The 26851-nt window shown below is 69.2% G+C and carries 28 protein-coding genes; 8 read left to right on the top strand and 20 right to left on the bottom strand.

The window, feature by feature from the left end; all coding sequences use genetic code 11:
- Positions 1-160 precede the first annotated feature (160 nt).
- From AB0O89_RS05830 to AB0O89_RS05815, 4 genes are all read left to right on the top strand, one after another.
- Positions 161-385 carry a DNA-binding protein gene (locus AB0O89_RS05830; RefSeq protein ID WP_102209750.1) on the top strand — a complete coding sequence of 75 codons (225 nt, stop codon included), beginning with the start codon at positions 161-163 and terminating at the stop codon, positions 383-385.
- Positions 385-1707 (top strand): tyrosine-type recombinase/integrase, encoded by a 1323-nt coding sequence (locus tag AB0O89_RS05825; protein ID WP_102209677.1) that lies wholly within the window; start codon positions 385-387, stop codon positions 1705-1707. Before AB0O89_RS05830 ends, AB0O89_RS05825 begins: the two co-directional genes overlap by 1 nt.
- Before the next feature lie 77 nt (positions 1708-1784).
- Entirely contained in the window at positions 1785-2141 is a 357-nt protein-coding gene (locus AB0O89_RS05820; RefSeq protein ID WP_138172280.1) for a helix-turn-helix domain-containing protein, read from the top strand.
- Positions 2107-2787, top strand: coding sequence for a hypothetical protein (locus AB0O89_RS05815; protein WP_363495060.1), 681 nt, complete (start codon positions 2107-2109; stop codon positions 2785-2787). The genes AB0O89_RS05820 and AB0O89_RS05815 overlap by 35 nt, the downstream gene beginning before the upstream one ends.
- A gap of 1 nt (position 2788) precedes the next feature.
- Here the strand turns inward: AB0O89_RS05815 and AB0O89_RS05810 are convergent, their stop codons facing one another.
- The 4 genes from AB0O89_RS05810 to AB0O89_RS05795 all read right to left on the bottom strand — a co-directional run bounded on the left by AB0O89_RS05810 (position 2789) and on the right by AB0O89_RS05795 (position 9522).
- Entirely contained in the window at positions 2789-7723 is a 4935-nt protein-coding gene (locus AB0O89_RS05810; RefSeq protein WP_363495058.1) for an SNF2-related protein, read from the bottom strand.
- Between the two features lie 71 nt (positions 7724-7794).
- A complete protein-coding gene (locus AB0O89_RS05805; RefSeq protein WP_363495056.1) occupies positions 7795-8319 on the bottom strand; it encodes a hypothetical protein in 525 nt (174 codons plus the stop codon).
- 138 nt (positions 8320-8457) lie between these two features.
- The gene (locus AB0O89_RS05800; RefSeq protein WP_363495054.1) at positions 8458-9072 is read right to left on the bottom strand and encodes a hypothetical protein; all 615 of its coding nucleotides are present in this window, start codon (positions 9070-9072) and stop codon (positions 8458-8460) included.
- Between the two features lie 9 nt (positions 9073-9081).
- The gene (locus AB0O89_RS05795) at positions 9082-9522 is read right to left on the bottom strand and encodes a single-stranded DNA-binding protein (protein WP_363495052.1); all 441 of its coding nucleotides are present in this window, start codon (positions 9520-9522) and stop codon (positions 9082-9084) included.
- A gap of 98 nt (positions 9523-9620) precedes the next feature.
- Between AB0O89_RS05795 and AB0O89_RS05790 the strand changes: the two genes are divergently transcribed.
- The 4 genes from AB0O89_RS05790 to AB0O89_RS05775 all read left to right on the top strand — a co-directional run bounded on the left by AB0O89_RS05790 (position 9621) and on the right by AB0O89_RS05775 (position 12065).
- Positions 9621-10028: a DUF2752 domain-containing protein gene (locus AB0O89_RS05790; protein ID WP_363495050.1), complete on the top strand. Its 408-nt coding sequence runs from the start codon at positions 9621-9623 to the stop codon at positions 10026-10028.
- Between the two features lie 280 nt (positions 10029-10308).
- Complete coding sequence (locus tag AB0O89_RS05785) at positions 10309-10569, top strand: hypothetical protein (protein ID WP_363495048.1); 261 nt, start codon at positions 10309-10311, stop codon at positions 10567-10569.
- A 49-nt stretch (positions 10570-10618) separates the two neighbouring features.
- Entirely contained in the window at positions 10619-11014 is a 396-nt protein-coding gene (locus tag AB0O89_RS05780) for a DUF4190 domain-containing protein (protein WP_363495046.1), read from the top strand.
- Between the two features lie 16 nt (positions 11015-11030).
- Positions 11031-12065 carry a DnaJ domain-containing protein gene (locus tag AB0O89_RS05775; RefSeq protein ID WP_363495044.1) on the top strand — a complete coding sequence of 345 codons (1035 nt, stop codon included), beginning with the start codon at positions 11031-11033 and terminating at the stop codon, positions 12063-12065.
- Between the two features lie 5 nt (positions 12066-12070).
- Here the strand turns inward: AB0O89_RS05775 and AB0O89_RS05770 are convergent, their stop codons facing one another.
- The 16 genes from AB0O89_RS05770 to AB0O89_RS05695 form a co-directional block, all read right to left on the bottom strand.
- A complete protein-coding gene (locus AB0O89_RS05770) occupies positions 12071-13885 on the bottom strand; it encodes a type IV secretory system conjugative DNA transfer family protein (protein WP_363495042.1) in 1815 nt (604 codons plus the stop codon).
- Entirely contained in the window at positions 13882-14472 is a 591-nt protein-coding gene (locus tag AB0O89_RS05765) for a hypothetical protein (protein WP_363495040.1), read from the bottom strand. Before AB0O89_RS05765 ends, AB0O89_RS05770 begins: the two co-directional genes overlap by 4 nt.
- Position 14473: 1 nt before the next feature.
- On the bottom strand, positions 14474-15958 hold the full coding sequence (locus AB0O89_RS05760) for an ATP-binding protein (RefSeq protein ID WP_363495038.1): 1485 nt from the start codon (positions 15956-15958) through the stop codon (positions 14474-14476).
- Complete coding sequence (locus tag AB0O89_RS05755) at positions 15955-16392, bottom strand: hypothetical protein (protein ID WP_363495036.1); 438 nt, start codon at positions 16390-16392, stop codon at positions 15955-15957. The genes AB0O89_RS05760 and AB0O89_RS05755 overlap by 4 nt, the downstream gene beginning before the upstream one ends.
- A gap of 34 nt (positions 16393-16426) precedes the next feature.
- Positions 16427-17893, bottom strand: a complete 1467-nt coding sequence (locus AB0O89_RS05750; protein ID WP_363495034.1) for an SCO6880 family protein — start codon at positions 17891-17893, stop codon at positions 16427-16429.
- 3 nt (positions 17894-17896) lie between these two features.
- Entirely contained in the window at positions 17897-19276 is a 1380-nt protein-coding gene (locus tag AB0O89_RS05745) for a conjugal transfer protein TrbL (protein ID WP_363495032.1), read from the bottom strand.
- A gap of 30 nt (positions 19277-19306) precedes the next feature.
- A complete protein-coding gene (locus tag AB0O89_RS05740) occupies positions 19307-19576 on the bottom strand; it encodes a DUF6112 family protein (protein WP_363495030.1) in 270 nt (89 codons plus the stop codon).
- Positions 19577-19649: 73 nt separating this feature from the next.
- Positions 19650-19916: a DUF6112 family protein gene (locus AB0O89_RS05735; protein ID WP_363495028.1), complete on the bottom strand. Its 267-nt coding sequence runs from the start codon at positions 19914-19916 to the stop codon at positions 19650-19652.
- A 1-nt stretch (position 19917) separates the two neighbouring features.
- A complete protein-coding gene (locus AB0O89_RS05730; protein WP_363495026.1) occupies positions 19918-21087 on the bottom strand; it encodes a M23 family metallopeptidase in 1170 nt (389 codons plus the stop codon).
- Positions 21088-21099: 12 nt separating this feature from the next.
- The gene (locus AB0O89_RS05725) at positions 21100-21774 is read right to left on the bottom strand and encodes a hypothetical protein (protein WP_363495024.1); all 675 of its coding nucleotides are present in this window, start codon (positions 21772-21774) and stop codon (positions 21100-21102) included.
- A complete protein-coding gene (locus AB0O89_RS05720) occupies positions 21774-22763 on the bottom strand; it encodes a ParB N-terminal domain-containing protein (protein ID WP_363495022.1) in 990 nt (329 codons plus the stop codon). The genes AB0O89_RS05725 and AB0O89_RS05720 overlap by 1 nt, the downstream gene beginning before the upstream one ends.
- Before the next feature lie 4 nt (positions 22764-22767).
- The gene (locus AB0O89_RS05715; protein WP_363495020.1) at positions 22768-23589 is read right to left on the bottom strand and encodes a hypothetical protein; all 822 of its coding nucleotides are present in this window, start codon (positions 23587-23589) and stop codon (positions 22768-22770) included.
- A 16-nt stretch (positions 23590-23605) separates the two neighbouring features.
- Entirely contained in the window at positions 23606-24046 is a 441-nt protein-coding gene (locus AB0O89_RS05710) for a hypothetical protein (RefSeq protein ID WP_363495018.1), read from the bottom strand.
- Positions 24043-24681, bottom strand: coding sequence for a DUF2637 domain-containing protein (locus tag AB0O89_RS05705; RefSeq protein ID WP_363495016.1), 639 nt, complete (start codon positions 24679-24681; stop codon positions 24043-24045). Before AB0O89_RS05705 ends, AB0O89_RS05710 begins: the two co-directional genes overlap by 4 nt.
- The gene (locus AB0O89_RS05700; RefSeq protein ID WP_363495014.1) at positions 24678-25613 is read right to left on the bottom strand and encodes a bifunctional DNA primase/polymerase; all 936 of its coding nucleotides are present in this window, start codon (positions 25611-25613) and stop codon (positions 24678-24680) included. Before AB0O89_RS05700 ends, AB0O89_RS05705 begins: the two co-directional genes overlap by 4 nt.
- 156 nt (positions 25614-25769) lie before the next feature.
- Entirely contained in the window at positions 25770-26633 is an 864-nt protein-coding gene (locus tag AB0O89_RS05695; protein ID WP_363495012.1) for a helix-turn-helix transcriptional regulator, read from the bottom strand.
- Between the last annotated feature and the right edge of the window lie 218 nt (positions 26634-26851).

Here is a 26851-nt window from a genome sequence, read left to right as displayed (position 1 = left end):
TCCACAGGATCATACTCCCCTGCAAATACAGGGAAGTGCGATGTTGAGCATGGAGTTGGTCGCTACTGCGGCTGTCCGAGAACCCGTCCGTTTACTCGATTCTTGGCCGTCCTACGGGGTTCGCTGGAGGTCTGCGGGTGGTGCCGCCTACCTCATTGGTATGAGCGACGACCGCCCCCGCCTCTGGACTCCGCAGGAGCTTGCGGAGTACACGGGCATCCCGATCAGGACGCTCGCTGACTGGCGCACAGAGCGTGCGCGCAGCCGAGGTCTCGGGTTGCCGTTCGTCGCACTCTCGTCGCACAACGTTCGCTACCGCGATGAGGATGTCGAGGCGTTCATCGCTGGGCGGATCGTGGCCCCGACGGATAGGGCGGGCGACTGATGGCGCGGCCGAAGCGCGCACTCGGCGAACTCGGCAAGGTGACCTACACGGTCGAGCCGAGCGGACTGGTCATCGCGCGAGCGCGGGTCTATGACGGCCAGGGGCAGGAGCGTCGTCCCAGCGGCAGCGGAGCGACCGAGGCTGAGGCGCTGACGGCGTTGCAGGAAGCTGCTGATGTCGCTGTCGGTCGAGTGCTGGCGCGACGAGCACAGGTCATGACTGTCGCTGAGCTGGCGAAGGCGTGGCTGAAGACGGCGTATCACGACGATGATCCGCGGGTGCTGCGCCAGCGCCGCGAGCAGACCGTCGATGGCTACGCATCGGTTGTTCGCGCGCATGTCGTCCCGCGCGCCGGTGCCATCCCCATTGCCGACATCACCGCCGACCGTGCTGATGGGCTGCTCATGGACGTAGCACGGGAGAAGTCGGTAACGACCGCGAACAAGGTTCGGAACGTGATGTCGCTCATGTTCGACTGGGCGATCCAGCAGGGGCACTTCTCGGCTGCCGGGTCGATCCAGAACACACGGTACGGAGCGGTCGTCATGGCGAACCCGATCCGTGCGACCAGGCGAGCGGACGAGCCGGACACGGTGTACTTCGAACTCGACGCGGTGCAGGTCAAGTACATCCTCCACCTCATCCGCGAGGTGTGGCCCGAGCGGCACCGGAAGCGGTATCCGGTGGGCCGACGGCCCAACTACAAGCTGCTCGCCGACTACATCCTCATCACGCTCGGCACCTCCGAGAGGACGGCAGAACCGATTGCGATCCGGTTCCAGGACGTGCGGTTCGAGGCGGTGGAACAACCGGATGGAAGCCTCACGATGGAGGCGCTCGTCTGGGTCGGCGGGACGATGGTTCGCACCAAGTCCCGCGGCCTGTTTCGCCAGGACTCGCCCAAAGCGGAGCGGCAGAAGCGTTGGGTTCGCGTGCCGAAGTTCGCAGCGAAGGTACTGAGCGAACTCGTGGCGAGCCACGTTCCCGACCCCGAACGGAATCCAGACGACGTGCTGTTCACGACCGAGCGCGGCCGTCCGCGCGACCCCAGCGCCGTCGGCGAGTTGCTCCGGATGTTCCGCCGCGAGTTCGAGCCGGAACTGCTGGCTATCGGGGTCGACGCCGAGCATCTCACCTTCCGCAGTCTCCGCAAGGCGGTCGCGGCCGCGGTATCGGACACGGCTGGCGTCGAGGTCGCACGCGACCTGCTCGGGCACAGCAGTACCGACATCACGGAAGGGCACTACGCGAAGCGTCCCGACCTCATCGTCGAGGTCGCGGCTGACGCGCTCGACGAGGCGTTCGCGGGCATCGACGCATGAACTGTAAGGCTCAAGAAGGGGATGCCGTATGAACACTTGTATTGTCCAGAGTGTGCAGATGGAGGTAGGATGGGGTCATGACCATGACGAGCTTGACGATCAACCCGGAGGATGTGCGCTCCAGCGCCGGGGCGCGCCCGGCTTGGCTGGAGCAGGTCGCCGCATATGTGCAGCAGGCGGCAGCCGATGGGGAGACGGTGACGCTGACGGCGAAGCGCCGCATGATGACCCCCGAGCAGGTCGCCGACGCGATGGGCGTGTCTCGTCCCACCATCTCGCGGAAGATCAAGGCGGGGGAGATTCGCGCGGTCAAGGTCGGCAATCGCAATCGCATCCCCTACGAGGAGTTCGCGCGGTACTGGCGCAAGACGATGGGCGACCTCGTGGAGCTGACGCGCGATGAACTCCGCGACGACCTCTTCGGCGATCAGTGAGCTGACGCGCGTTCTCCTGGACGCGAACATCATCGCTAAGCCCGTCACTCGGACTCTGCTGGTCGTCGGCGGGGTGCCGAGCGGCTTCCGCGCCTTCTGGAGCCGGGCTGCCGAGCGGGAGGCCCAGGTGCACATGCGCCCGAGGGCGTTGCCGCCGTCGAGTGTCCGGGAGCGATTCGACGTCTTGCTCGGGCCGACCGGCACGGGTGCGGAACATTTCGGAGGCACGAAGGGCGCGGATCGGCAGATCCTTGCCGATGCTGCGGCCGCGGGCGCACGCTTCCTGGTCACCGAGGATGTGGACGACTACGGGCTGGGCGACCTCGCCAGCGTCGGCATCTCGGCAGTGAATCCTGACGTGTTCCTCGCCACGCGGCTCACCCGTGATGCGTACTCGACGGTGATCGACCTGTTCGTCGAGCGTCAGCTCAATCCGCCGACCACGCCCGCGCAATTCCACGCCGCCATCGCCAAGAACCACCCGCGCCTGTTCGCCGCACACGCGGACCTCTACGAGGTCGAACCCGAACACGGCATCCACGGCGAGCCGGAGGTGATCTTCCGCGGCACGCGCTGCCTGCGCTGCGAGCAGATCATCACCGACCCGGCCACGATCGTCGACGGGCTCGGCCGGGAGTGCCGCTGAGCTACAGCCGCTGGGCGTTGCCCGGCGGCGCGGCCGGAGGCGTCACGGGGACGAACGGGGTCGCGGGCTCACGACCCGCACCCTCCCGCGACCCGAGGTTCGGTTCGTAGGCGCGCACTGCTTCGATGGTCAGCTCGACGCGCTCGGACTCTGGCGCGGCGGGCTCGGGTGCCGGTTCGTCCTGCATCGCGGCGAGCTGGGACTCGACGCGGGCGAGGTCTTCCTCGGCGTCGGCGAGGGTCTGTGCGTGGCGGAAGGGCTGGCCGAGGCGCTGCTGGGTGTCGGCGACGGTCTGCTCGGCTTCTTCCAGGTCTTCGCGGGCCTGGTCGAGAAGGGAGGGGATGCCGCTGACACGGTTCTCGATGCGCTGCACGAGCCCGAGCCCGGCCTCCAGGAACGACTCCTTCGACATCGTGAATCCCGAGCGGGGCACCTCGGGCAGGGAGAGGGTCACATCGAGGGCGGCGAGCCCGGAGCGGGCCTCGACGTGGATGTCGAAGCCTGAGATGCGGCCGATGATCCCGAAGTCCTTGTGCCCGTACCGCGGCAGCCACTTCAGCCCGGAGTCGCCCATCCATGCGGCGAGGGCGTGGGCGGCTTCGGAGCGGGAGTCGTAGTCGCGCGTGCCGAGTGTGATGCGGAACCTGTCGCCGCTCGTGTCGATCATCCGTGGGGCAGCGGCTTCCAGCCCGCGAATGTCCGCGGCGGCGCGCTCGGCGGCTGACCGGGCGCGGTTTCCGGTGTGGACGAGCATGTCCTCGTTGCGCTCGTGCGCGCGCTGGAGGCGGCGCAGCCGGTTCACCTCGTTCAGGATGACGGAGTGCTCCAGCAGGAGCGGATTGCCGGAGGCGATTGCCTTGGCCTCTGCTGCGGACAGCGCGGAGGTGTCGATCTCCTCGATCTCTCGGGCGTTGATCTTGCCGCGCAGGAGCTGCGCGAACGACGCGGCCTTCCGCTCGACGGTCTGCCACATGTAGGAGTCGAAGGATCGCTCGGTGACGTAGCGGACGATCGCCACTTCCTCGTTCTGGTTGCCCTGCCGCATGATGCGCCCGTCGCGCTGGGCGATGTCGGAGGGCCGCCACGGGCAGTCCAGGTGGTGCAGGGCGATGGCGCGCGCCTGGACGTTGGTGCCGACGCCCATCTTCTCCGTCGAGCCGATGAGCACCGCGACGTGGCCTGCGCGGGCGGCGGCGAACAGGCGCGCCTTCTCCACGTCGGTCTTCGCCTCGTGCATGTACCGGACCTGCTCGGCGGGGACGCCGCGCTGCACAAGCTGCTGCCGCAGCTCGTCGTAGGCGTTCCACCTGCCCAGGTTCGGGGTGCCGATGTCGCTGAACACGAGCTGGAGCGCCCCGCGCACCGCGGAGGGTTGCCCCGTCACGGTGTCGAGGTACTCATTGCCGCGGGTGCGCTCCCAGATGCGGTGGATCGCGTCGGCGGCGACATCGACCTTGCTCGGCCCGGACGGGTCGCGGGAGATGACCATGCGGATGTCGAGCGCGGCCTTGCGCCCGTCGGTGGCGATCAGGAGCATGTTGTCCTCGTCGGGCCGCACCTGGCGGCTGGCGACCTTCTCGGCGCGTTCGGCGAGGGAGGCGACGTACTGCTCCAGCTCGACGGTTGGCTGCACCGGGACGGTGGAGGGCGCGCGGCTGCCGTCGTCGCGCTGTACGAGTGAGGGCACGGGCAGGTCGAGGTCTTCGGCGGTCTTCACGTCGGCAAACACCGACCACATCCGCAGCAGCTCCTGCCCGTTCTGGAAGCGGGCGAAGCGGGTCTTCATGCGGAACGTGCTGCCGGTCGGCGAGATCTCCATCTGCGTGACCAGCTCGCCGAACGTCGCCGCCCATGCATCGAATGCGCCGACGCCCGCGGACTCCAGCACGTCGGGCCGCAGGTATCGCTGCATCACATAGGTCTCGGTGATCGAGTTCGAGATGGGCGTCGCCGTCGCCGCGGTGACGACCCGCTCGCGTCCGGCGGAGCGGAGGTATTCGAGCTTCATGTGCAGGTCGCTCGCGCGATCCGATCCCTCGATGGCAGCGTCCCGGATGTTCGACTCCGTGGCGAGGTTCTTGTACATATGCATCTCGTCGACGATGACGTAGTCAATGCCGGTGTCCTCGAAGCAGACGCCGCGGTCGCGGTCGGAGTCGAGGCGATCCTTGAGCTTGTTCTCCATCGCCAGGAGCTTGCGCTGGATGCGTTTGACGCTCATCCGCTGCTCGCCGGTCGCCTCGTCCAGCACTTGCCGCACGTCGTCCACCTGCCCGCGGATGTACTGCTGCTGCGTCTCGGCGCGCAGCGGGATCTTGGCGAACGCGCCCTGCGTGAGGATGATCGCGTCCCACTCGTTCGCAGCCGCCCGTGCGACGAACAGCCGCCGCTTGTCGGCGGTGAGGTCGAGGCTCGACGCGGCGAGTACACGGGCACGCGGGTAGACCTGGAGCCACTCGCGGCCGAACTGTTCCAGCATGTGGTTCGGCACGACGACGACGGGCTTGCTGATGAGCCCCATGCGGCGCATCTCCATCGCGCCCATAATCATCTCCGCCGTCTTGCCTGCGCCAACCTCGTGGAACAGGCCCGCCGCAGGCTCGGACACCATGCGGGCGACGGCGGCGCGCTGGTGCGTGCGCGGCTCGAAGGTGGCCGCGAGACCCGGCAGCGAGAGGTAGGCCCCGGCGTTCGTGTAGTCGCGGAGCACGATGGAGTTGAAGCGCCGGTTGTACTCGTCCACGAGCGCCTGCGCGCGGTCGGGGTCTTCCCACACCCACTCGCCGAACCGCTCCTGTAGCGCGTCGGCTTTCTCCTGCGCGGCGGTGGTCTCGACGGGATTGAGGATGCGGCGCACCTTCCCGTCGATGTCCTTCTCCTCGTCGTAGACGAGCATCGTGCGTTGCTCCATCACGGCCTGCGCGATGTCCGGGGCGGGACGCCGCGGGGTGCCCCACTCGGAGGTGGAGGGGAGGCCCTGCCGACCGCCGCGAATCTCCCACATGCCCGGCAGTGGGTTCTCCACGCGCACGTCCTGCGCGCGCAGGATGCTGCGGAGGAACTGCTCATGCACGTCGGCGCTGATCCAGACGGCCCCGAGCTTGGCGTGGATGTCCTGGATGCCGAGCGGCGCGGGCAGCACCTCGGCGAGCGCATCGACGTTGAGCTGGAATGCCGGGTCTTGCTCGGCGCGCTGGCGGGCGGCTTCGAGCTTGACCCGCACGTCGCCGGACAGGTACTCGGGCGCGTGGACGAGCAGATCGGTCGCCGGATCGGTGAACACGAGCGTTCCCAGCGCCTCGCGCGCGTCGTGGTCGTTCATCCCGAGCAGGTCGGCGATGAGGGGCAGATCGATCCCGCCGGTTCGATCGAGGCTGACGGCGATAGCGTCGGCGGGGCTATCGACGCCCTGCACCTCGGCGCGCGGCACGACCACGCGGTGGCTCATGATCGCCGCGGGCGACGCGGACTGATCCTCGTCGTCGAACTGCTCCAGCGCGAGCACCAGGGGACCGAACGGGTCGGAGCGCAGCAGCCGGATCGGTGTCGGCACGATGCGCGCGAAGGTCTCCTCGCCGTCCTCGTTCGTGCGCCCGGTGGGGCGCAGCGTGTAGCGGTTCAGCGCCCCGTAGGTGCCGACGTACTTCAGGTAGTCGCGGCGCAGCGTCGTGCGGGTGAGCACGATGTCAGGCGTGTCGTCCACGCTCGCCGCTTCCGCGGTCAGCAGGCGGGATGCCCCGTCGCGCAGACGCAGCAGTGCGCGTAGCTCGCGCTCGGCGGACTTCGGCACCGCAAGCGGCTCCAGCGAGCCGGAGACAACGGTGCGGAAGCCGCCGGTCTCGCTCGCCACGATGCTGCCGTCCCATAGCTCCGGCGCCGACGGGGTGAACGCTGCCCGGCGCGCCTGCTGCTCGGCGGTGCGCTCGGTCATCGTCAGCCCGGCCCGGCGCGCGGAGAACACGATCTGGTCGACGGCGACCGCGAGTTCCGCCTCCAAGTCAGCCAGATCGGTCGTGATGGTGAGCGTGGCCGCGTCGTACATCCCGTGGCCGACGCCGACCTCGCCGAGCATCTGCTCGGGGTGCTCATCGAAGTAGCGGTTGATCCGCATCGGCACGCCGTCGATGGGCACCTGCGAGACCGTCTCCCAGGCGTCGTCGCGCATCTGCTCGCCGGGCACTCGTCGCCGGAAGACGAGCAGGTCGGTGACGACCTCCGTTCCGGCGGCGCGACGGTGCGCCCCGGTGGGCAGGCGGATCGCGCCCACGAGGTCGGCCAGCTCGTTCATCTCGCGTCGAGCGCCGGGGTTCTGCGCATCCATCGTGAAGTGCGAGGTCAGCACCGCGACGAGGCCGCCGGGCCGGGTCAGGCGCAGCGACTTGATGATGAAGTGGTTGTGCATCGACTGCCGGGTGGCGTTGTGCAGCGGGTCGTGCAGAGTGACGCTGCTGAACGGCACGTTGCCGATGGCTGCGTCGAAGTGTCCTTCAGGCAGTCGGGTGTCGGCGAAGGACTCGGCGCGGACGGTCGCGTGCGGGTACAGCTCGGCGCAGATCGCCGCCGTCAGTGGATCGAGTTCCACCCCGGTCATCTGCGCCGACGCCGGCGCGAGGCCGATGAACGTACCCGCGCCGGAACCGGGCTCCAGCACCGCGCCGCCGCGGAACCCCAGCCCGTCCAGCAGCCGCCACACCTGCCGGGCGATCATCGGGTCGGTGTAGTGCGCGTTGATCGTCGTGCGCGCGGCGGCATCCCACTCGTCGTCGCTCAGCAGCTCGCGCAGCTCAGCGCGCTCGGCATCCCATTCGGGCTTCAGATCATCGAAGACCTCGGGGATCGCGCCCCAGCTCGACCAGCGGGCGAGCACGCGCTGACCCTCTGGAGACGCGGGGCGACCCGTCGAGTTCAGATCGTGGATGAGGTGGATCGCCTCCACGTTCGCCCGATAGCGTGCCTTCGCGCCCGAGGGGCCAAGGTCGTCCTGCGAGGCGGGAACGAACCGAGGCGCTACCGCAGCTCGCGGAAGAAGCGGATCGTCGCCGCCTCGGAGAGCGTCGCCTGGTTCGCCCGCATGTACTCCCGCGGGGGCTCCGTCGCCACGAGCTCCAGCAGGAACTCGACGCTGAGCGCCCACCTCTTCGCCAATTCCTCCAGCTCCACGGAGGAGGGCATCGAATCCGGGCAGTCCTGCATCCGCTCCGCCCAGAGGATCAGGTTCTCGTCGGAGGGACGGGTCTGCTCCCATTCCTCCCGCGCCTGATCCAGCGGCAGGCTCGGGTCGGTGATCCACGCCAGTTGCGACATCACGACCTCCTCCGCCTGTCGCCGGGCCGCCGTCAGCCGGGCGACCTTCTGCAAGAAAGTCTCCCCCTGACGGTCGCTGCCCGCCAGCATTGACGCGAGGTTTGTCACCTGCGCCTGCATCTCCAGACCCAGCGCCTCGAAGAACGTCGCCGGATCGGTCAGCTCCGCCACCCTGCTCGGGGCCGTCGCCTGCCAATGCGACAGCGCCATCTGCCCGTACTTGTTCATCGGCTGCGCCAGCCTCCCGCGCAGCGGTGATCGACTCGTCCGCCGCGGGCTCGTCGAGCCCCCAGAGGTCGAACTCCAGTTGCCCCGGCCAGGGCTTCCGGGATCGCTGCCGCGCCATTCGCCGTCACCGCCCGCGCCCTACTGCTCCGCCGCGAGATGGGCGTAGAACTCGTCCTCGATGGCCTGCCTGCGCGCCACATCGTCCTTGACGAACTGCGTGAAGTCCTCATCCCGGTTGGGGATGACGGTCTCCTCGATGACGGGACGTTCCTTCTCGCCCGGCCAGACGGCCTGCCGCGTCGGGCGATCCGTGTTGAGCTTCGTCCCGCACGCGGTCACCGCGTCGCGCAGTCGCTGCTGGAAGTCCCAGAAGTCCCGCCACCAGCCGAACGGCGCCGACCCGTGCTGCTTCTTGTCGTAGGCATTCAGGTAGTGCTGGCGGAGCGCCGACAGCGGCCAGACCAGCTCCGGGTGCCGGTGCCAGAACGGCGGCACGATGTTCACACTGAGCCCGTACTCGTGGCGCAGCCAGTTCACCCAGGCGTTCAGTTCCAGCCATTCCACCTGCGCTTCGGCCGCGGTCAGGATGTTCCAGTTCACGGGGCGCGGCGGCTCGGGAGCGTCCTTCGGCTCGGGATCGGGCTCCTTGGCCGGCCTCGGCGAGGTCGTCACCGGGTCGGGCTCCGGCTCTTCGAGCGGGGGCACGTCGAAGTCGGGATCGTCCGGTGGGAACAGCGTTCGCTCGATGGTCATGACTCGCCCTCACAGCGTCATCGGGCGGGACGACGGCTGCTGCGGGAGGGTCGGGTCGGGCGCTTCGATGGGGGCGCTCTCCACCTGCTGCGAGCGCGACCGGCCGCGGTCGACGGCGTAGCTCGTGCGGGCTGCGTCGGGGCCGATGTGCGTGGCGATGAACTCCTCGCCGCTGACCGTCTCGCCGTCCTTCTGGTAGCTGAACTTCTGGACGTGGCCGCTGGCGACGAAGTTGTCGCCGCGCGCGAACTTCTCGTAGGCGTGCTCGGCGCTGCGCCGGAACATCTTGAACGGGTAGAACTTCGTTTCGCCCTGGGTGAACGAGCCGTCCGGGTTGCGCTCGAACTGCTCCTGACCGATCCAGGCGAACAGCCGCGCCTCGCCGTCCTCGTTGAAGGACAACTGCGGGTCGCTGGCGAAGAAGCCCCACAGGGACTCTTTGGTTCGCATCGGGGAATGCTCCTTACCGTACTGTCGAGTGAGGATTGCTACCCGACAGGTACGCATCGCATCCCGGTGGAGCGATTGCCGACGCGGAGAGGATTGGCGTGAGTGGCGAAGCGTTGCTGACGCGCAGGGCGTCGTCCGCCGCGCCGTGGATAGCAGGCGGCGTCGCGGTCGTGGGCGCGCACGCCGCCGCCGGACTTCTCTTTCAGTTCGCCAACCCCTACGAGACTCAGGTCTTCCCCGAGTGCTTCTGGCATCAGATGACCGGGTGGGAGTGCCCGACTTGCGGCGGCACGCGCGCGCTCTACTCGTTGCTGCGGGGCGACCTGTCCCGTTCGTTTGCCATGAATCCGCTACTGATCGTGTCGTATGTGGCCGGACTGCTCCTGATCGGCCAGACGGCAGTCGAACGACTCATGCATCGTCAGGTTCGTTGGCCTCTTTGGGTGGCTGTATCGCTCGTCGGGGTGGCAGCCATCTACACCGGGATTCTGCGGAACGTCTGGTGATCGGCCTCAACCGATAGCGGAACTCGCTATCGACTGGACGGAGAGGGCGCTTTCCAGGGGCAGGGCTGGCTGCCCTGCGTGCGTCCGTTCGAGGAGGGTTACCCCTTGGGAGCCGCCGTTCCTATGCAGGGGGCTTCGGCTATCCCTCGAACGGGGGCGGCTGCGCAGACTCTTGCGCTTCGCCCAATATCACGGGGGGGGGGGTAACGCAATAGGTCAGTGCTGATCTGCTCTGGCTCATAGCTTGATTTTCGGCACACGCCCTATCGAGGAGATCGAGATGTCCCAGCTCGGAACAGTAAAGCAGCAGCTCACAAGCATCTCTGCTGATGCCAAGTCGACCGCCGCTGGGCTCACCGGGTTTAAGTCGAAGTTCTCGCAGGCCGTCAACCAAGTGCAGGCGACCATCGGCGGAACCGCCTCGGGGACTGACCGAGACCTGATCCAGGCGCTTCAGGCCGCTGAGAAGCAGCTCGATGCTGCGGTCGCCGCGCTCCAGCAGGCGTCGCAATCCGCCAGCAAGTTTGCGGCCTCCCTGTAGGTCGACGATCCCGCGCATCTCGACAAGCGCCATACGAGAAGGAGTCTTCGTGACGCTCCCACCGCCGCCTCCGTCCAATCCGTCCGGCTCGCAGCCGTCCCGCCTGCCTCCGCCGCCGTCGGCACCGTCCCAGCCGTATGGCTCCAACGCGAGCACCGGACGGACTCCGCCGCCGCCGGTCGCCGGGAATCCGAATGGCGGGCCGCCGCCGGGGAAGAAGCGCGCGACCTTGGCCGTCGTCTATGGCGTGATCGGTCTCGTTCCCGGTTGCGGCTTGATCTTGGCGATCTTGGCGATCGTCATGGGGGTCAGCTCGCAGAAGGCTTCTCGGGCGGCGGGGCTGAACCCATACGGCACGGCCAAGGCGGGAATCGTGCTCGGGTGGATCGGTCTTGGGATTACCGTGATCTACCTCATCATCGCCCTCGTGAGTTCGATCAGGTAGGCCAGCGGTGAGTAGCTTGGACATTTCGCTCTATGAGGTGTTGGAAGTTGCGCCGACGGCTTCCGAGGCCGAGATCCGCGAGGCCATCACGGTTGCGCGCCGGAAGTGGCAGACCCGCTCGAATCATCCGAATCTGAGTCAGCGCCAGGTCGCTGAGCAGCGGATCGCCGCGATTGCAGAGGCTGAACGCATCCTGCTGGAGCCTGTGGCGCGCGCTCAGTACGACCAGTCCTTGTCGGTGCCGCAGCCATCATCGGGCGGCACCGACGGCGGCAGCGCCCCACGGTTGGTGATCCCTGCGAGCGGGCCGACGACTTCGGCGAAGATCAACCTCCTACGAGTGGTCGAGGTATCCCAGCCGTCTCCGGGGCCGTTCGTTCCCGTGCTGAATGCTGACAAGAGCCCTACCCTGGCCGAGGGCGAGAACTACCTTCAGCACCTCACCGGAGAAGGAGGCTGCTTCTATCAGCCTTGGCCCTCCGCACCCGTGCAAGACGTGAGCCCTAGCTGGGGAAACACGACGCTCTACTTCACAGATCAGCGATTGATTTTCGTGTGCCCGAACTTCGTGCAGCCGAAGGAATCGAGTGTCGACGTCGATACTGACAGCTTCGCCGGGTTCCTCATGACCGCTGCGATTCGGGGCGCATCGCAGGGTGCGAAGAACGCTGCCGCAGCTCGCGCAGTCGCGGGCAAAGCCCTGGCCGCAAGTATCCCGTGGGAGTACATCGTCGAGGTCGAGGTGTGGCCCGACCGGCAGTACGGCGGAGCGGCCCTCATCTTCACGATGGTTGGCGGCGAAGCTACCTACTCTCTCGGCCTCGGGCTGGACTTCCAAGACCTCACTTGGTATCGCCAGCAAGCGGAGTGGGCCATCCAGGTCGCGCTGCACCGGAGGCTCGATCTGCTCGGCGACGGTGTGCTCCCCTCGGAGCGTGCCGCGGTGCAGGCGATCCAAGCCAACCCCCGACCGGAGTATGGGCAGGACGGGTCGCTGTCGTACTTGGCTCCGGTGGCGCTCGACGCGGGCAACGCCTTGACCCGGTTGTAGGCGTCCTACTCGGGAGATGCCGGTTCGGGTGAGGTGGTTTCTGCTCGGGTCGGACGCATGACCGACTCGACATCGGTGCGCTGTGCGAGCAGGGTCTCGGCGTCGGGTCGGTCGAGCCAGTAGCGCATCGTTGTGATGATCGGCGGCGCAGAGCGGAGCAGGACGAGCGACGTGCCCTGGGGCAGCGTGCGGATGTCCTCGACCTTCATGATCGGGACGCGGCGGATCGAGCGTTGGTTGGAGCGCAGGCCCCGCTCGCCGATGGTCACGGCATCGGTCGTCTCGTCACGTTCGCCGATGAGTGTGGAGATGTCCTGGAGGTGACGGGTGTCGGTGCCGCCGCCGAGCACGATCTTGGTGATGCTGGCGTCCCACATCGCGGTCGCGGCGTCGTCCCCCCAGCGACCTCGCGCCTGGGCGAGCGACTGGAATACGGGCATCACGGTCAGGCCCGTGCCGCCACCCTCGGCCATGAGGACCGGGAGCGAGGGCAGCGGTGCGAGGTTCCCGATCTCGTCGAGGGCGAGCAGCACCGGCGGATCGAGTCGTGCGCCTGGTGAGCGAGCGGCGATCCGCCGAGCCGTCTCCACAAGGTCTTCGATGAACGCCGCGACGAGCGACGAGGACGCGCCAGCTCCGGCTCCGGTCGCCAGCAGGTAGAGCGTGCCGGACTCGCGCAGGAACGCCTCGGGGTCGAACTGTTCGTCCTCGCTCGGGCTGACGGCTTCGAGCACCCGCGGGTCGGCGAGCGAGGCGAGCGAGAGCGAGACGCCCTGCCAGATGGAGTCGCGCGTGCGCGGGTCGGATTGCAGCATCCCGTCGAGCGACTCCGCCCACCCGGTCGCGGCTTGGGGATGCGACGCGAGGATGGAGACGGCATCGGCTGCGGCCGCGGGATCGAGCGTCCAGCGGAACAGCTCGGCAGGTTGACGGTGGTCGAGGGCTGCGGCGTGCAGGAGTGCCTGCAGCGCGGTGCGGGTCTTGCCCTCCCAGAACCCGCCGTTCTCGACCGACGGGCCGGAGAGGCCGGTACCGGCGGCGAGCCCCGTGCCGCGAATCATCGCCGTGAGGGGCACTTCGCAGCCGCGGATCGGCGACCAACGAAGCCCTGCGGGTACGCCTTCGGCGAGATGCTGTGGATCGAAGACGGATACCGGCCCGCCCTTCGTCTGGCGTGCGCGGAGTGTCGCCGTGAGGTTGTCCGGCCTCGTTGAGGTCGTGATGACCGCGCCGGGGGCTTCGAGGATCATGTTGATGACGATGTTCGCGCCCTTGCCGGATCTCGGCGGGCCGATGAGCAGGATCGAGTCCTCCACGGATGTCCACACGCGCTTGCCGTGCGACGTGCCGAGCAGGTAGCCGACCTGCTCGGGCTTGGGCTCCGCCAGCGAGGGGCGGAGCGTCTTGGCGCGGCGCAGGAGGTTGCGCTCCGACGCGGCGCGCTGCACGTCGCGCGCGTCGGCGATGCCCTCGATCCGGTTCGGATCGGACTTGGCGCGCTTGCCCAGCTCCCGCACCCACCGCCAGATGAACCATGCAGCGGTGCCGACGGCGGCGAGCAGCAGGGCCACCGTGATCCAGTACGCGATGGGACTGAGCGACGCGGAGCCGAGTGCCTCGCCGGGGTCGTCGGCGCTGAACACGACACCGACTCCCGCTTCGAGACCTGCGGTGGGCTGGGGCGCGCCCGTGACGAACGCTGCGATGCTTCCGGCGATACGGAGTGCCCCCGCGAGCAGCATCGCACCGAGAAGCGCGCCGAGGGCGAGGTTGGTCAGCTCGTCACCGAATGTCCCGGCCCGCGGCGACGAACTGGTCATGCGGGATGCCCGACGATGCAGGTGCCCGAGACACGGCCGAGCAGGATGACCTCGTGCGTCGGGCTCAAGTCGAGCAGGCCCGGCTCGATCAGGGCGCGCGCTGTGCCCTCGGCGCCCGCCCCGGTATGCCGGACGATGACCGCGACCGCGACCTCCTCGCCGGGCACGAACCCTTCGTCGTTCTGGAGTTCGAGCAGGTGCGAAGGGCCGGTCACATCCGACGCCGGGGTGACGCCCTCGGTCGAGGCCGGCGGTTGCTCCGGCATAGCCGGGTCGTGGAACGCGGGGTGGAGCGGCGCGGTCACGATGTCCGTGTAGTCGGTGCCATCGAGTTCGTGCACCACGACGCGGACGGGGGAGTGGCGCTGCTCGATCACCTGGCTGATGATCTGCGCGAAGGAGTGGCGCTGCCACGGCGGTGCGAACGTCGGTGGACCGAAGGGTTCCCCATCGACGACGACGCGCAGCGTCGCGTCCGGCTGCACTGTCATCGTCACGACCGGCAGCACGGGCGGCGCGTTGGTCGTGGCCGCCTGCTCGGTGTTCTCCCGACGCGCTCGGCGTCGCCGCATTAGGGTGCTGCTCATCTCACGCTCCTCTCGCCTTCTGCCCTGTCTCGTACATCGCAAGTTCGGCGGGGTGGAGCTGGTGCTGGACGACGAACGAGCGGTTCTTGATCCGCCAGAGCCCTTGCCCGGTGCCGAGACCGGGCAGCAGCCCCTGCTCGGTGCCAGTGAGCCCGAGCGCCTGCGCCGTCGCGCCGAGCTGGTCGCTCTCTTGCCGGTAGATCACCCTGGTCTCGGCGTTGGCGAGTAGCGACGAGGCGAGCGCGCGCATCGCCGAGCCCTGGTCGCCCACGTTGTCGAGGTCGGTGAGCTTGTGGAAGATGAGCAGGTTGGCGATGCCGTAGTGCCGCGCGAGCCGCCATTGCGCATCCATGCGGCGCAGCAGCGCCGGGTGGGACATGAGCCGCCACGCCTCGTCGTAGACGACCCATCGCTGTCCGCCTGCCGGATCGAGCAGCGCCGATTCCATCCACGCGGATGAGCACGTCATGAGGACGGAGATGAGCGTGGAGTTGTCCGCGACCCGAGACAGGTCGAGCGACACCATCGGCAGCGACGGGTCGAAGCGCACCGTGCTCGGGCCGTCGAACAGCCCGGCAAGGTCACCCGCCACCAGTCGCCGCAGCGCATGGCCGACGAGCCGCCCGTCCTCGGCAATCCTTCCATCGTCGTCTTCGGCGTGCGGAGCCAGGATGCGCTCGACCACCATTGGGAGGATCGGCACCTCGGCCGAGCGCACGGCGTCAGCGAGCGCGATGTCGACGGCCGTGTGTTCCAGCGGGGTGAGCCCGCGGTCGAGGACGGTTTCGGCGAGCGCACCGATCAGGTCGCGCCGCCGCGAGGTCACCTGGCTCTGCCACTCGGCGTCGCTGAGGCCCGACGGCCGATGCCCCTCATCGAGCGGATTCAGCCGCGTGGACATCCCGTGACCCAGCATGATCGCGCGCCCGCCGACCGCCTGCGCGACGGCGGTGTGCTCGCCCTTGGGATCGCCGGGGACGTAGACCCGCCGACCGAACGGAATGGAGCGCGTGTAGAGGCTCTTGGCGAGCGAGGACTTTCCCGAGCCGACGATGCCCGCGAGCACGATGTTCGGCGCGGTGATGATGCCCTGCGCGTAGAGCACCCACGGGTCGTAGACGAACGACGCACCGCTGTAGAGATCCTGGCCGACGAACACCCCGGCAGAGCCGAGCCCGCCCTCGGCCAGGAATGGATACGCCCCGGCCAGCGTCGCACTCGTGTCTTGGTGGCGCGGCAGCCGGAACCGTCCTGGAGTGCGGAGCGCGGCGGGCCGGGTCTCGCCGGACGGCGGGAGGTACGTCGTCGCCCGCCGCGCCTCACGTTCCGCCTCCCACTCGGCGCGTGCCCGGTCTTGCTGCGCCTTGCGGTCGGCGGCTTCTATCTTGCTCGCAGCTCGACGCCGCGCCTTCCGCGCCGCGCGGCGTTCACCTGCCGGGTCGAGCAGAACCGCGGTGTGCAGGCGCTCGCGGTCGTCCGGACTCATAGCGACAGCCCTCGCCGTGAACTGATCGGGGGAGCATCGAATGGATCGCGGGAGAACGGATCGACCCCCGGCTCGTCGGCGACGGGTGCCGGATGCCACGCGATCCGGCCCGAGTGCTGCGACGCCTCATCCACGGCGCGTTCCGCCTGCCCGATGGCGGCAGCGGCCTGACGGAGCGCGCGAGCGGCGGTATCGGCCTCGATGAGCCCGCCGCTGCGGTCGCCGTTGTCGAGGAACGCCCTGTCCTGCTCCCGAACGTGCGCCGCGGCGACCTGCTCCAGCACTTGCTCCAGCGAGCGGAGCGTCCCGAGCAGCTCGCCGACCACCTGATAGGTGTCCGCTGGGTCGTGGAACGCGCGGCTCGCGTGCGCGAGCGCCCGCACGGACTCCCGCGCATCACCTGCATCGGCGACGGGGTCGTAGTAGGTCGGCATCGTCTCTCCTTGGTCGGGCCTGGCGGGTGGGTCGCTACACGTCCCGGCAGAGCGGCAGCGCGGCGACAGCGAACGCGGTGGCCTGCTGTCCGACGAGTCGGCGCGTCTCGCAGGACGCCTGCACCGCCGCTTGCTCGATTGCGGCTACGGCGGCATCCAGCTCGTCGACTGTGGGGGCGGAGACCGAGATGAGGCCGGTGTAGCGGAGCACGCCGTGCCCCGCTGTCAAGTCGGACTCCTGCTGGAGCACGTCCTGGTATTCGGCGGTGCGCGAGGCGTCCTCGACCTGCCCGATCCTCGCCCGCTGGGTCGCGTCGGAGAGCAGGCCGACCTTCTTCTTCCGCAGGTCGCGGGCTGCGACATCGGCGCGAACCGGCGTGCAGATAAGCGAGAACGTGCGCTGCACGCCGGAGGTCAGCAGCAGCGGCGCGAGGAAGCCGGGGTAGACCTGCGAGCGCGGCCACTCGGAGAGCCAGAGCACGGTGTGGTGTGCCGAGTCGGTGCGCACGCGGTCCCAGCTCTCGGTGACCGCGACCGGCCCCGCGGTGGCGAGGGAGCGCCCGATGTCGGCGTGCCGCTCCAACGCGGGCGCGGCAGCCGGGTCGTAGGCTGAACGCAGGATGACCGCGACCTCGCCCGGCGCGAGCCAGCCGGTCGTTGTGAGATCCGCGGCGCGCAGCGCGGTGACGAGGGTGGTCATCTCCTGGCGCAGCACCGCAGCAGCTCCTCGGATGCCGCCACCCGCGGAGCGGATCTGTCGTCCCGAGGTGTTCATATCGAGCGCAATCGAGATGGTCGTCGCGTGGCGTTCGCCGGTCGGCCCGGCCCGCTCGATCAGCTCCCGGTAGGTGGTCGAGGGCCAGGAGCCGTCGTCGGTACCGTGCCTGGCCCACCACTCGGCGAGCCCGGTGCCGGAGTCCGGCAGTGTGCGCTCGGAGACCTGGAGCCGAGCAATCCTGCCCGAACGGCAGGCCGTGGCGAGCACGCGGCCCCAGCCGTTGACCCGCCGCTCCTGCTCGCCCGGATCGAGCAGCACGAACGCCGGATGCGTCACCCCGAGCACCGCGGTCAAGGTCTGCGCGTGGGGGTCATGCACCATCGCGGCTCCGGTCTCGGGATCGACCCACTCGCGCAAAGCAGTCGCATCTCCCGGCAGCGCGAGCGTTCCGACCGGGCGGGGCTTGATGACCCGGTGGCGGAAGATCAACTGCCCGACGGTGCTTCGCCACATCCAGCGCGAGACGATGGGCAGCCAGTCCACGAGCTTGCGCCCGTCGACGGGGACGATGGCGAGCAGGAGGCAGGTCAGCCAGATCGGCGAGGTCCACACCAGGCCCATGCCGCCGCCCGCGTAGATCGTGGCTACCACGGTGACGACGCCGATGCCGAGCACGATCAACTGCGAGATGGACAGCCCGAGCAGCACGCCGCGGTGCGCGAGCCGGGAGAACTGCACCGGGGAGAGCTGCTGGCCGGGAGTCTGTGGATGCTGGGTCGCCATGTCCTATCCCTTCCGCGGCGTAGCGGGAGCACTCGGTCGGGGCTGCGGTGCGGGTGGCGCGGTGGCGTTGCCGCGCGGCGCGGGCGGTACCGAGACAGGAGTGCGCTGCGTCGGACTTGCTGCGGCTACGGGCTCGGCCGCGTCAGCCTGTCCCATCGCCGCGTCACCGACAGTGGCGCCGGCCTTGGGGCCGGATGTCGCGGCAGCCTTGGCGACCTGAGCACCGATGACCACAGCAGCCGCAGGCCCCGCGGCAGCGGCACCTGCACCCGCTGCTGCCCCGCCCGAAGCCGCACCGCCGCCGGATGCCGCAGCTCCGCCTCCCGCGCCAGTGGCCGCCGCACCGCCGCCAGCGCCTCCTGCTGCCGGAGCTGTGCTCGGCGTGGGAGGCGTTCCGGCACCCGATCCGCTCTGTCCGTCGAGCACGGGCTTCGCCGCGCTCGGCTGCGCCTTCACCGGCAGGGGGATGGGGCGGTTCAGCGCGGACTTCGCCTCCTGCTCGCTCGACATCGCGTGGTACATATCGAAGCCCACGAACGAGATGAACTTGTAAGTGAGGTACGGCGCGAACGCGGCGATGAACATCAGCACGACACCCGAGATCGGGTCGCTGATCGAGGCGAGGTCGAGGTCGATGGGCGCGCTGATCTGCCCGATGGCGACCAGGAACACGACGACGATGACGAGCTTCGAGAAGATGAGCGCCACGACGAACGCGGCCCACCGCCCGAACCACCCCTTCGCGGCATCCCAGGTGAACCCGGCGAGCGCGATGGGAGCGAAGACGATGGCGACCAGCAGCAGCGCCTTGCGGATGAGCAGCGTGAACCACACGATGCCCGCGCCCGCGATGCCGAGCCCGGCGAGGAAGATCGTGATGATCGCGCCGACGCCGGGTGAAGCGATGTTGATCGTGGTCAGCCCGGCGGCGAGCAGCGCCATGCGGTCGCCGATGCCCTCCATTGTGTTTCCCGTCGCCTGCACGATGCCGATGGCGAGCTGATCGGTGACCTCCAGCAGCGTCGCGGTGAGCGTGATGGCGATGAACGAGCCGAGCACCGACTTGGCGAGCCCGAGCCCGGCCCGCGACAGCGCCATCGGATCTCGATGGACGAGCCCGGTGATGAGCTGGAGGCAGAAGAACACGAGCATGACGAAGATCGCCACCCCGAACAGCACGTTGTAGACCGCGACGTATTGGACTCCGGTCACGTCGACGAGCGTCGTCGTGTCGAACACCGCCCACACCGCCTCGAACAGCCAGGCTGCGGCCTGGCCCATCGCCTGTGCGAGCCAGTCGAATGGCGCGGCGATGAGCGAGGCGGTTCCCTCGCCCACGAAGTCGCACACCGATGCGATGACGGGCACGTCGCAGACGCTCATCAGTTCCCTCCCTCTGTCGCGTTCGGGCAGCTATACCGACTGGCCGACGTTCCAGAAGAAGTTCACGAGCGTCACCGACGCGCCGCAGATGATCGCCGCGCCACAGGAGACGAGCACGCCGATCTTGCCGCGGCTGGCGAGGTGCGGATTCGAGCTGTTCGCCCCGTAGCCCCAGATCACCGCCGAGATGATGAGTGCGAGGACGGCGAGGATGAGCCCCACCGTCATGGCCGCGCCGACGATGACGCGGAGCTGCTCGATGCCGGGCAATCCGTCGGTATTGGGGTCGATGTCAATCACTTGTGCGCTCCTTGGGACTGGCGGGAAAAGGACTCTCGCCAGTCAGGTGCGCACGTCGTCCCGGCGGATCCCGTCAGATGCTCGTGCCGACGCTGAGCAGGAAGTTGACCCAGGTGACGCCGAGGCCGGCGAGAGCCGCAGCGCCGATGGAGACGAGGAATCCGGTGCGCGCGCGGACGGCTGACGAGATGTTGCCGTTCGCCGACGAGATGGCCCACACCGCAGCGCAGATCACGAGCATGAGCACAGCGAAGATGAGCACGATGGTCAGCAGCGCGCCGACGATGGCGCGCAACTCGGCCTGACCGCCCACAGCTCCGAAGTCGGGAAATACGTCCATGTCACGCAGCTCCTTCCACTGAGCAGAGCGCCGCGGTGCTCGCGGCGTCGAGGTTCTGCACGCCGCGCGCGGCAAGCCACGGCTCCGCGTCGACGGCCGAGCTGTTCGAGCCGCCCGGCCGGATCTCGAAGTGCAGGTGCGCGCCCGTCGACTTGCCCGACGACCCGACGTTGCCGATGTGCTGCCCGGCGGCCACGCGATCCCCGACGCTGACGAGGATGCCGCTCTCCCACATATGGGCGTAGGCGGAGGCGATGCGCTCGCCGCCAATGGTGTGCTCGATGATGATGAGCCCGCCGTACCCGGAGGAGAACGCCGCGTAGCTGACCACGCCGTCGGCGAGCGCGAGGATCGGCGTGCCGTCCGCTGCGGCCCAATCGGTGCCGGAGTGGAACGCACGCTCTCCGGTGAATGGGTCTTCGCGCCATCCGTAGTCGCTCGTATTCACCCACGTCCCGTTCGGGAGCGGGAACACGAGTGCGGTCGTCTCGGGCACGTCGTCGAGCGGTGTGCCTCCGGCCGTCGTTTCGGCGCGCCGGGTGAGCGCCGTGAGGATCGCTTCGGCGACTGGCTGGTAGTTCTGATAGCGGTCGGGGTAGGCCGAGACCTCGACCGCTTGCGCTGCCTCGCCAGGGTCGAAGCTCTGCCAGCCGGGGATGCCGAGCAGCCCGCGCGGCGATGGGTAGTTCGGTCCCTTCGGCCCGCCGTAGAACGCGCGGGTCTGGTATTCGGCGTTCATCAGGTCGGCGACGGTGCCCCAGCCCGCGCTCGGGCGCATCTGGAAGAGGCCGAGCGAGTCATGGTCGCTGCCGGTGCCGTCGTTCGGGTAGTCGGCTGATTCGGGGACGGCGCTCGGGTTGGCGAGCATCCGCAGCCGCGACTCGGTGAGTGCCGCCATCAGTGCGACGAGGACGCCCGCACGTCCCACGCCCTCGGTCTGCGCGCCGACGGTGATGATGGTCGCCGCTCGGGTGAGCTGCTGGCGGTCGAGCGTCACCGTCGCGCCCGCGCGGGTGGTCGCCGTGAGCGAGTCGGGGATCGGGCCGACGATGAGGGAGGTCGAGGACAGGCACGCGGCGAAGGCGGCGGGCGACATGAGCAGGCCGACGCCGAGCAGGCTCATCGGGAGCATGGCGACGAGCGCGGCGGCTGCCAAGACGACCTTCTTCATGTCGGTGCTCGATCACCGCAGCGGGTTGTCCAGCTCGGAGAGACGCAGCGCCCGGCAGGTGTCGAAAGTCGGCTCACAGGTGATGAACACGGTGAACGCGACATCGTGCGAGCTGGTCACCGGCTCCGTGCCGTGGATGCCCTCGCGCTGCCGGACGCCCGTGATCGTGTAGGCGACCGTGCCGGGAAGGATCTGCCCCTCGGACGCCTGCTCCAGCGCGGTTGCCCACTCGTCGGGCACGAAGACCTCGTTGATGTCGAGCCACTGGCGGGTCTGCATGGTGCGGAGCTGCGCCCAGGCGTCTGCCTTGGGCAGGTAGGTGCGCACGTCGGAGGCGAGCCCGGCGGTCTCATTGCCGGACGGGTCGCCCACATCGACGACGACCTGCGCGTAGTCGGTCGGCCCGAACTCAGTTGCGGTGTCCCAGGTGAACAGCGCGGCGGCGAGGGCGCGCGCGAACGCCTCTGGGTCGTCGGACTCCCGGATGACGGGCGGAGTGCTCGATCCCGGCGACGGGGCGCTCGTGGACGAGCTCGGAAGGCTTCCCGCGTTGCTCTCGCCGGGCGAGGGGTCGGAACGGGGCGCTAGCAGCAGCCCGTAGAGCCCGACTCCGACGAGCGCAGCGAGGACGATTGCCGCGACGATGAGGACGATCATCAGGCGGCGGGGGAAGCGGGTCTCGGGCATCAGGCACTCTCCTTGGCGAGACGTTGGCGGGCAGCTCGTGCGGCACGGGCCGCGTCGAAGAAGCGAACGGTGGAGTCGAGGATCGCCTCGAAGTGCTCCCACTGGTCGTCGGACAGCGACGTGCCGACCTCAGCCGGGTCGTAGTGCGACCACCACTGATCGAGGTCGTTCCAGGTGAGCGTGAACGCACGCACTGGATACCGAACCGGCGCGACGCTCGATACGGATGCCGGTGCCGGGCCGCGCTTGCGTCCCTGCTTCGCCCGCTCCAGGGCCTCCTGCGCCAGCAGCTCAAGCTCGTCGGGCGGCTCGGGCTCCTCCTGCGGGATCGCCAGCATGGCGATCGTGCGCGCGTGCGCCGTAGTGATAGACGCGCCGCGGTCGATGGCGTCGAGTTCGGATCGCGCGAAGTCGCGCACGTCCTCCGGCTGCCGGGGGTCGTTGGCGATCCGCTGGAGGTCGTTGATCTGCTCCAGGCTCGTGTACGACTTGCGCCCGGTGACCATGAGCGCGGCCTGTGCACGGGACTTGCCGGGAGCGCCGATGAGCGGTGGTGCCGTCACGGCACCACCGCTCATTCCCGCGACTTTCCCACCTGCGCCGAACTGCGTCGCCGCCTTGCGACGGGAGGCGTCCTCGGCCATGAGCGCCTTCAGCTCGCGGTACAGCGCCGCGGCCTCGGTCTGCGTGAACGGCTTGTGCAGTACGTTGTCGGCCTGCTCCGCCATGAGCCGCTGGAGCCGGTCGCTGATGCCCGAGCGGACGAAGACGTTGACCTTCTTGTACCCGAGCTGGCGCAGCGCGGCGAGGCGACGAGCGCCGCAGACCAGCACGCCCTCCGGCGTCACGGTCGGGGGCTGGAGCAGGCCGTCGCGCTCGATGGACGCTGCGAGCGCGTCGATGTCGCCCAGCTCCGTGCGATGACGGCTGCCGACGACGATGGAGTCGATGGTGCGTTCCAGCTCGATGTGTCCGGTGTTCGCCGCCATGCGTTCACCCCGCTCCCGCCATCGTCGGAGCGTTCAGACCGAGCAGCAGCACGAGGTCGTCGTCGGTGAGCAACGCGCGCAGCGGCTCGCCGACCAGGAGGCGGAACAGCACGCCGCGGCCGACCGCGGTGTGCGCTTGGTCGGGATCGGGGTTGCCGAGGATCGCGCGGAGCAGCGCGTTCCAGCTCGTCGACGACAGATCGAGCACGGCGCGAGCGTGCCGGTCACGGCGCAACGACTCGGCGGCGCTCGCGCGCGAGGGGGCTTCGCCGAGCCGCGTGCAGATGTGCTCGATGGCAGCGCGGGCGGTCTGCTCCGGCCAGTCGAGCAACGTCAGCAGCTTGATCGCATCCTCGACCGCACGCACGACCCCGACGGATTCGCTCTCCGGCTCGTCTTCGGACGCATCTGGGGGCGCGACCCGCAGCGCCTCGTGGTAGTCGGTGAGCTGATTCTCGCGGTCGCTGAACCGCTCCGGGTCGTGGAGGGAGCTGTATTGCGGCCTGCGGGCCTGGTGCGTCGAGCAGAGCAGGCCGTTGCCGCGTTCCTCGGCGATCAGCGTGACCTGGACGGCGCGTGTGATGACCGCCCACGGATCTTCGGCCGTGCGCACCGCGGGGGTGCGCATCGCGTCGAACGCGGCGCTCGCGGCTTCCCACGGGTCGAGGCCATGCTTGCGCGCGAGGCTCGCGTACCGCCCCGCCGTGTATTCCATGAGCGCCGCGACATCCACGTTGCGCCGCCACGCGCTGTCGCCCTCGCCGTGCAGGCGCTCCAGGAGCGCGCGCAGTCCCTCCGGGGTGCGGAACGACGGGGGAGCGGCCAAGGCGGACATGATGTGCTCACAGGCGGCGGAGCGGGTCGCGGCTGACGGAGTGCTCGTGCGTGGGGGACTGCCCGAAGGCCGAGAGCGGCGCGAGGCCCTGGGCGCGTGCCCGAACCCCCGGCCGGGTCACGGGCGTCGCCTGCGTCGAGGTGTGCCGACGCTCTTCCGCGCGCCGCGCCAGCTCGGCACGGAGGTCGATGCCGCGCCCGATGATGCGACCCGACGCGGAGGGCAGCAGTTCGGTCGGTCGCACCCACACCACTTGGCTGCGGTCGTGTTCGGCGCGCAGCCGTTCTTCGAGTGGCGTGGTCGCGGATGACGCGGGCGCTGCGCGGGATGGGTCGCCGTGGCGTGCCAGCTCCGACACTTCGGCCGACTCGTCGGGGCGCTGCTCGGCGGCCCGTCTCGTCTCCGCGGCTTCGCGTGCACGCTCGGCCTCGGGGGTCTCCTCGTTCACAGTGATCCTCCTGCCGCGGCGGCGAGCGCGGGGGTCGCCAGCCAGCGACCGACCGTGGAGGGGTGCACGCCGGTCGCGCGGGCGATGGCGGTGTTCGTCATGCCGTCCTCCTTCATCCGCAGAGCCAGTTCTCTAGGAGGAAGGTGCGCAGGCGGTTCCGATGGGGCGTACCCGACCACCTCGGTCACCGCCTCGACGGGGTGCGTCGACGGCTCGGCACGGAACCGCCGAGTGAGCACGACTGTCAGGTGCGTGATCGCCAGCAGCACGAGCGGCGGGACGGCAGCGACCGATCCGGCGAGACCCGCGGGCGTATCCGCGTCGGCGGCGACGACCGCATGGATCGCATTCGCGGCGACGGAGACGGCGGCACCGGCCATCAGCAGCAGCCACGGATACCAGGCGGCGCGCTGCCCGGCGAGCGCGACGACGGAGACCGTGGCGACGACGATGATGCCGTCCACGATGAGCGGCCAGGCCCACGCCTGGCTCTCGTCGACGCCGGAGCGACGCGCGAGGTCGGCGAGTGCGGTGAAGGACAGCCAGAAGGCTGCCGCAGCGATGAACACGGTCCCGGCCACGGCCGTCCACACGGCGAGTCGCCCGTGAGGCCGCTGCACGGCGCCGGGGATCACGAGAGCACCTGTCCAGATGAAGGCCGAGATGCCGGGCCGGTGACCAGGCTGGCGGTGGGCGCTGCGGGCGCTCCCGTTGCAATGCGGTGCGCCGAACGGATCGTCGTCTCGATCTCCGGTGCGGGCAAGCCTGCGCGCTCCGCGGCCGGCCCGAGTGTGGCGCGCACCCGGTCAGGCGGGATGCCCGCCTCGATGAGTCGGCACGACGCCCAGAACAGGCCACGGTTGCGCTCGCCCTCGTCGCGCATCTCGACCCAGCGTGCGATGCGCTCGACGTCGATTCCATCGGCCCGTTCGACGGGGACCGCGGCCAGCGGGCGTGCGGGCCGCGGGTCGAGGAAATGCCGCAGGGCGCGGGCGTCGACGGGCACGGCGTCACCGCGCCCCGAGCCGATGAGGGCATACGCGCACGGCCCGGCGTCGGTGGGGATGATCGAGGGCGGCACGATGACGTAGCCGCGTGCGCCGCGGAAGTCGATGCCCGCGCGCGCCGCCTGCCAGGACGGCTGGGCGCGCTCGGTATCGGCCGGGTAGTAGGCGTGGACTCCGCCGGAGGGCGTGCGGACGAATGCGGCCCAGCGATCCGTCAGCCCTTCGCGGCGCGACAGCTCGAAGGCCGCGAAGCCGCGGATCGCGCCGTGCACGTCGACATCCACGACCTCCAGCCCGGAGACGCGGCCGGTCGGCACGCCGATGTTGGCGCGCGGCCAGCACGCCCACCAGCGGGTGATCTGTCGAGGATCGGTGCTGGCCTCGTGGAATCCGCGCTTGGTCAGCGGTCGCTTGCCCTCGGTGACGCAGGGGAAGACGGGCACGCCTGCCTCGGCGTAGCGGAGTGCCGCGACGCCGGGCAGGACCCCTGCGACGGAGGCGAGCAGCGCCGCGGCATCGAGGGGCTCGCGCTCGTGGCGAGGCGATTCCGGCATCGTCATCTCGGCACACCTCCTGTCGCCTGGTCGAGAGCCGGGGGCTCTTGTCGATCAGGTGCGCCAGGGTTTCCGGGAGACGGTCGCGGTCCGATGGGCAACGCCGTCAGGAGCAGGCGCGCCTGACGTTGTACCTCGTGCCTAACACGCGAAGGGCGCGACTCAGCTTGCGGTGCGCTCGATTGCGTCCCAATCCGGGTCAGGGATGTCCAGATCCCGGTCGCGCGCGGCGCTACGGTACTCGTCGGGAGAGACCCCGATCACCTGCCGAAAAGCATCCGCGGCGCGGCTGCGGCTCCGCCACCCCACACGCTCGGCGGAGGCGGGGACGGTGAGGTCGGTATTGGCGAGAAGTCGTGCCATCTCCTGCGCGCGGAGCATCGTGAGGTAGACCAGCGGCGGCTTTCCGAACGCGGCAGAGAAAACTCGCGTGAGCTGTCGGGCTGACAGGTGCACCTCATCAGCGAGAGCCTCAATCGACCAGTGTCTCGCCGGGTCGTCGTGCAGCAGACGTCGGACGACGAGGGCTTCGCTGCGCAATGGAACGAACTCTCGCTCACGCGGCAGGGTCGGGACGGCGAAAGCAGAGGGTCTCGGGGCGGGAGGCGGCGCGGCACCAATCAGCGGCGCGATGACATGCAGCAGCTCGGAGACGAGCGCCTGCGCCCGGTAGAAGTCGGTCGCCCCACGGGCAAGGGTGCGCGCGAGCGTGTCGAACACGTCCGCGAGGTGTGCTGAGGTCATGGCCGCAGGTCTCACATAGGTGAGCGGTGGCAGAAAACCGGGGCCGAGTGCGTGAGCGCGTAGGGCCTCCTTGTCGTGACCCTCCGGCGCGAGCTGCCAGAACCACAACTCGAACAGGTAGTCCGTGTCGAGGTAGACCGTCGAGACGGTGACCGAGCCCTCGGGCGTTCCGCTGCAGAGCACCGCAGTCCGCAGAAACACGAGGTCACCTTCGCTCGCTCGCGTCGTCCCTTCGTCCGTCGTGAGCACCGTCGAACCCTCACGGATGAGCAGGAGCTTCACGCAGTCGAAGGCAACAGGTGGCACTGGCCGTCGGAACTGTCTCGTCTCGACGGCCATCGGCCCATAGCGGAATCTGCCGCTGGAGCCGCGACTCGTGTTCGGCACGCGCTCCATACCCGATTGTGACCCGTTCGAGGGGTACCAGGCCGTGCGGGTTTCCGGAAGTTGCCGTGTGGGGCCGCTCGATCCCCACGTTTCCTGGCATAACGCTGCCACCC

The organism is Microbacterium sp. NPDC076895 (assembly GCF_040687115.1).
Classification (GTDB): Bacteria; Actinomycetota; Actinomycetes; order Actinomycetales; family Microbacteriaceae; genus Microbacterium.
Note: the sequence above shows the minus strand (reverse complement) of the source record. Positions and strands in the feature narration are given on the sequence as shown.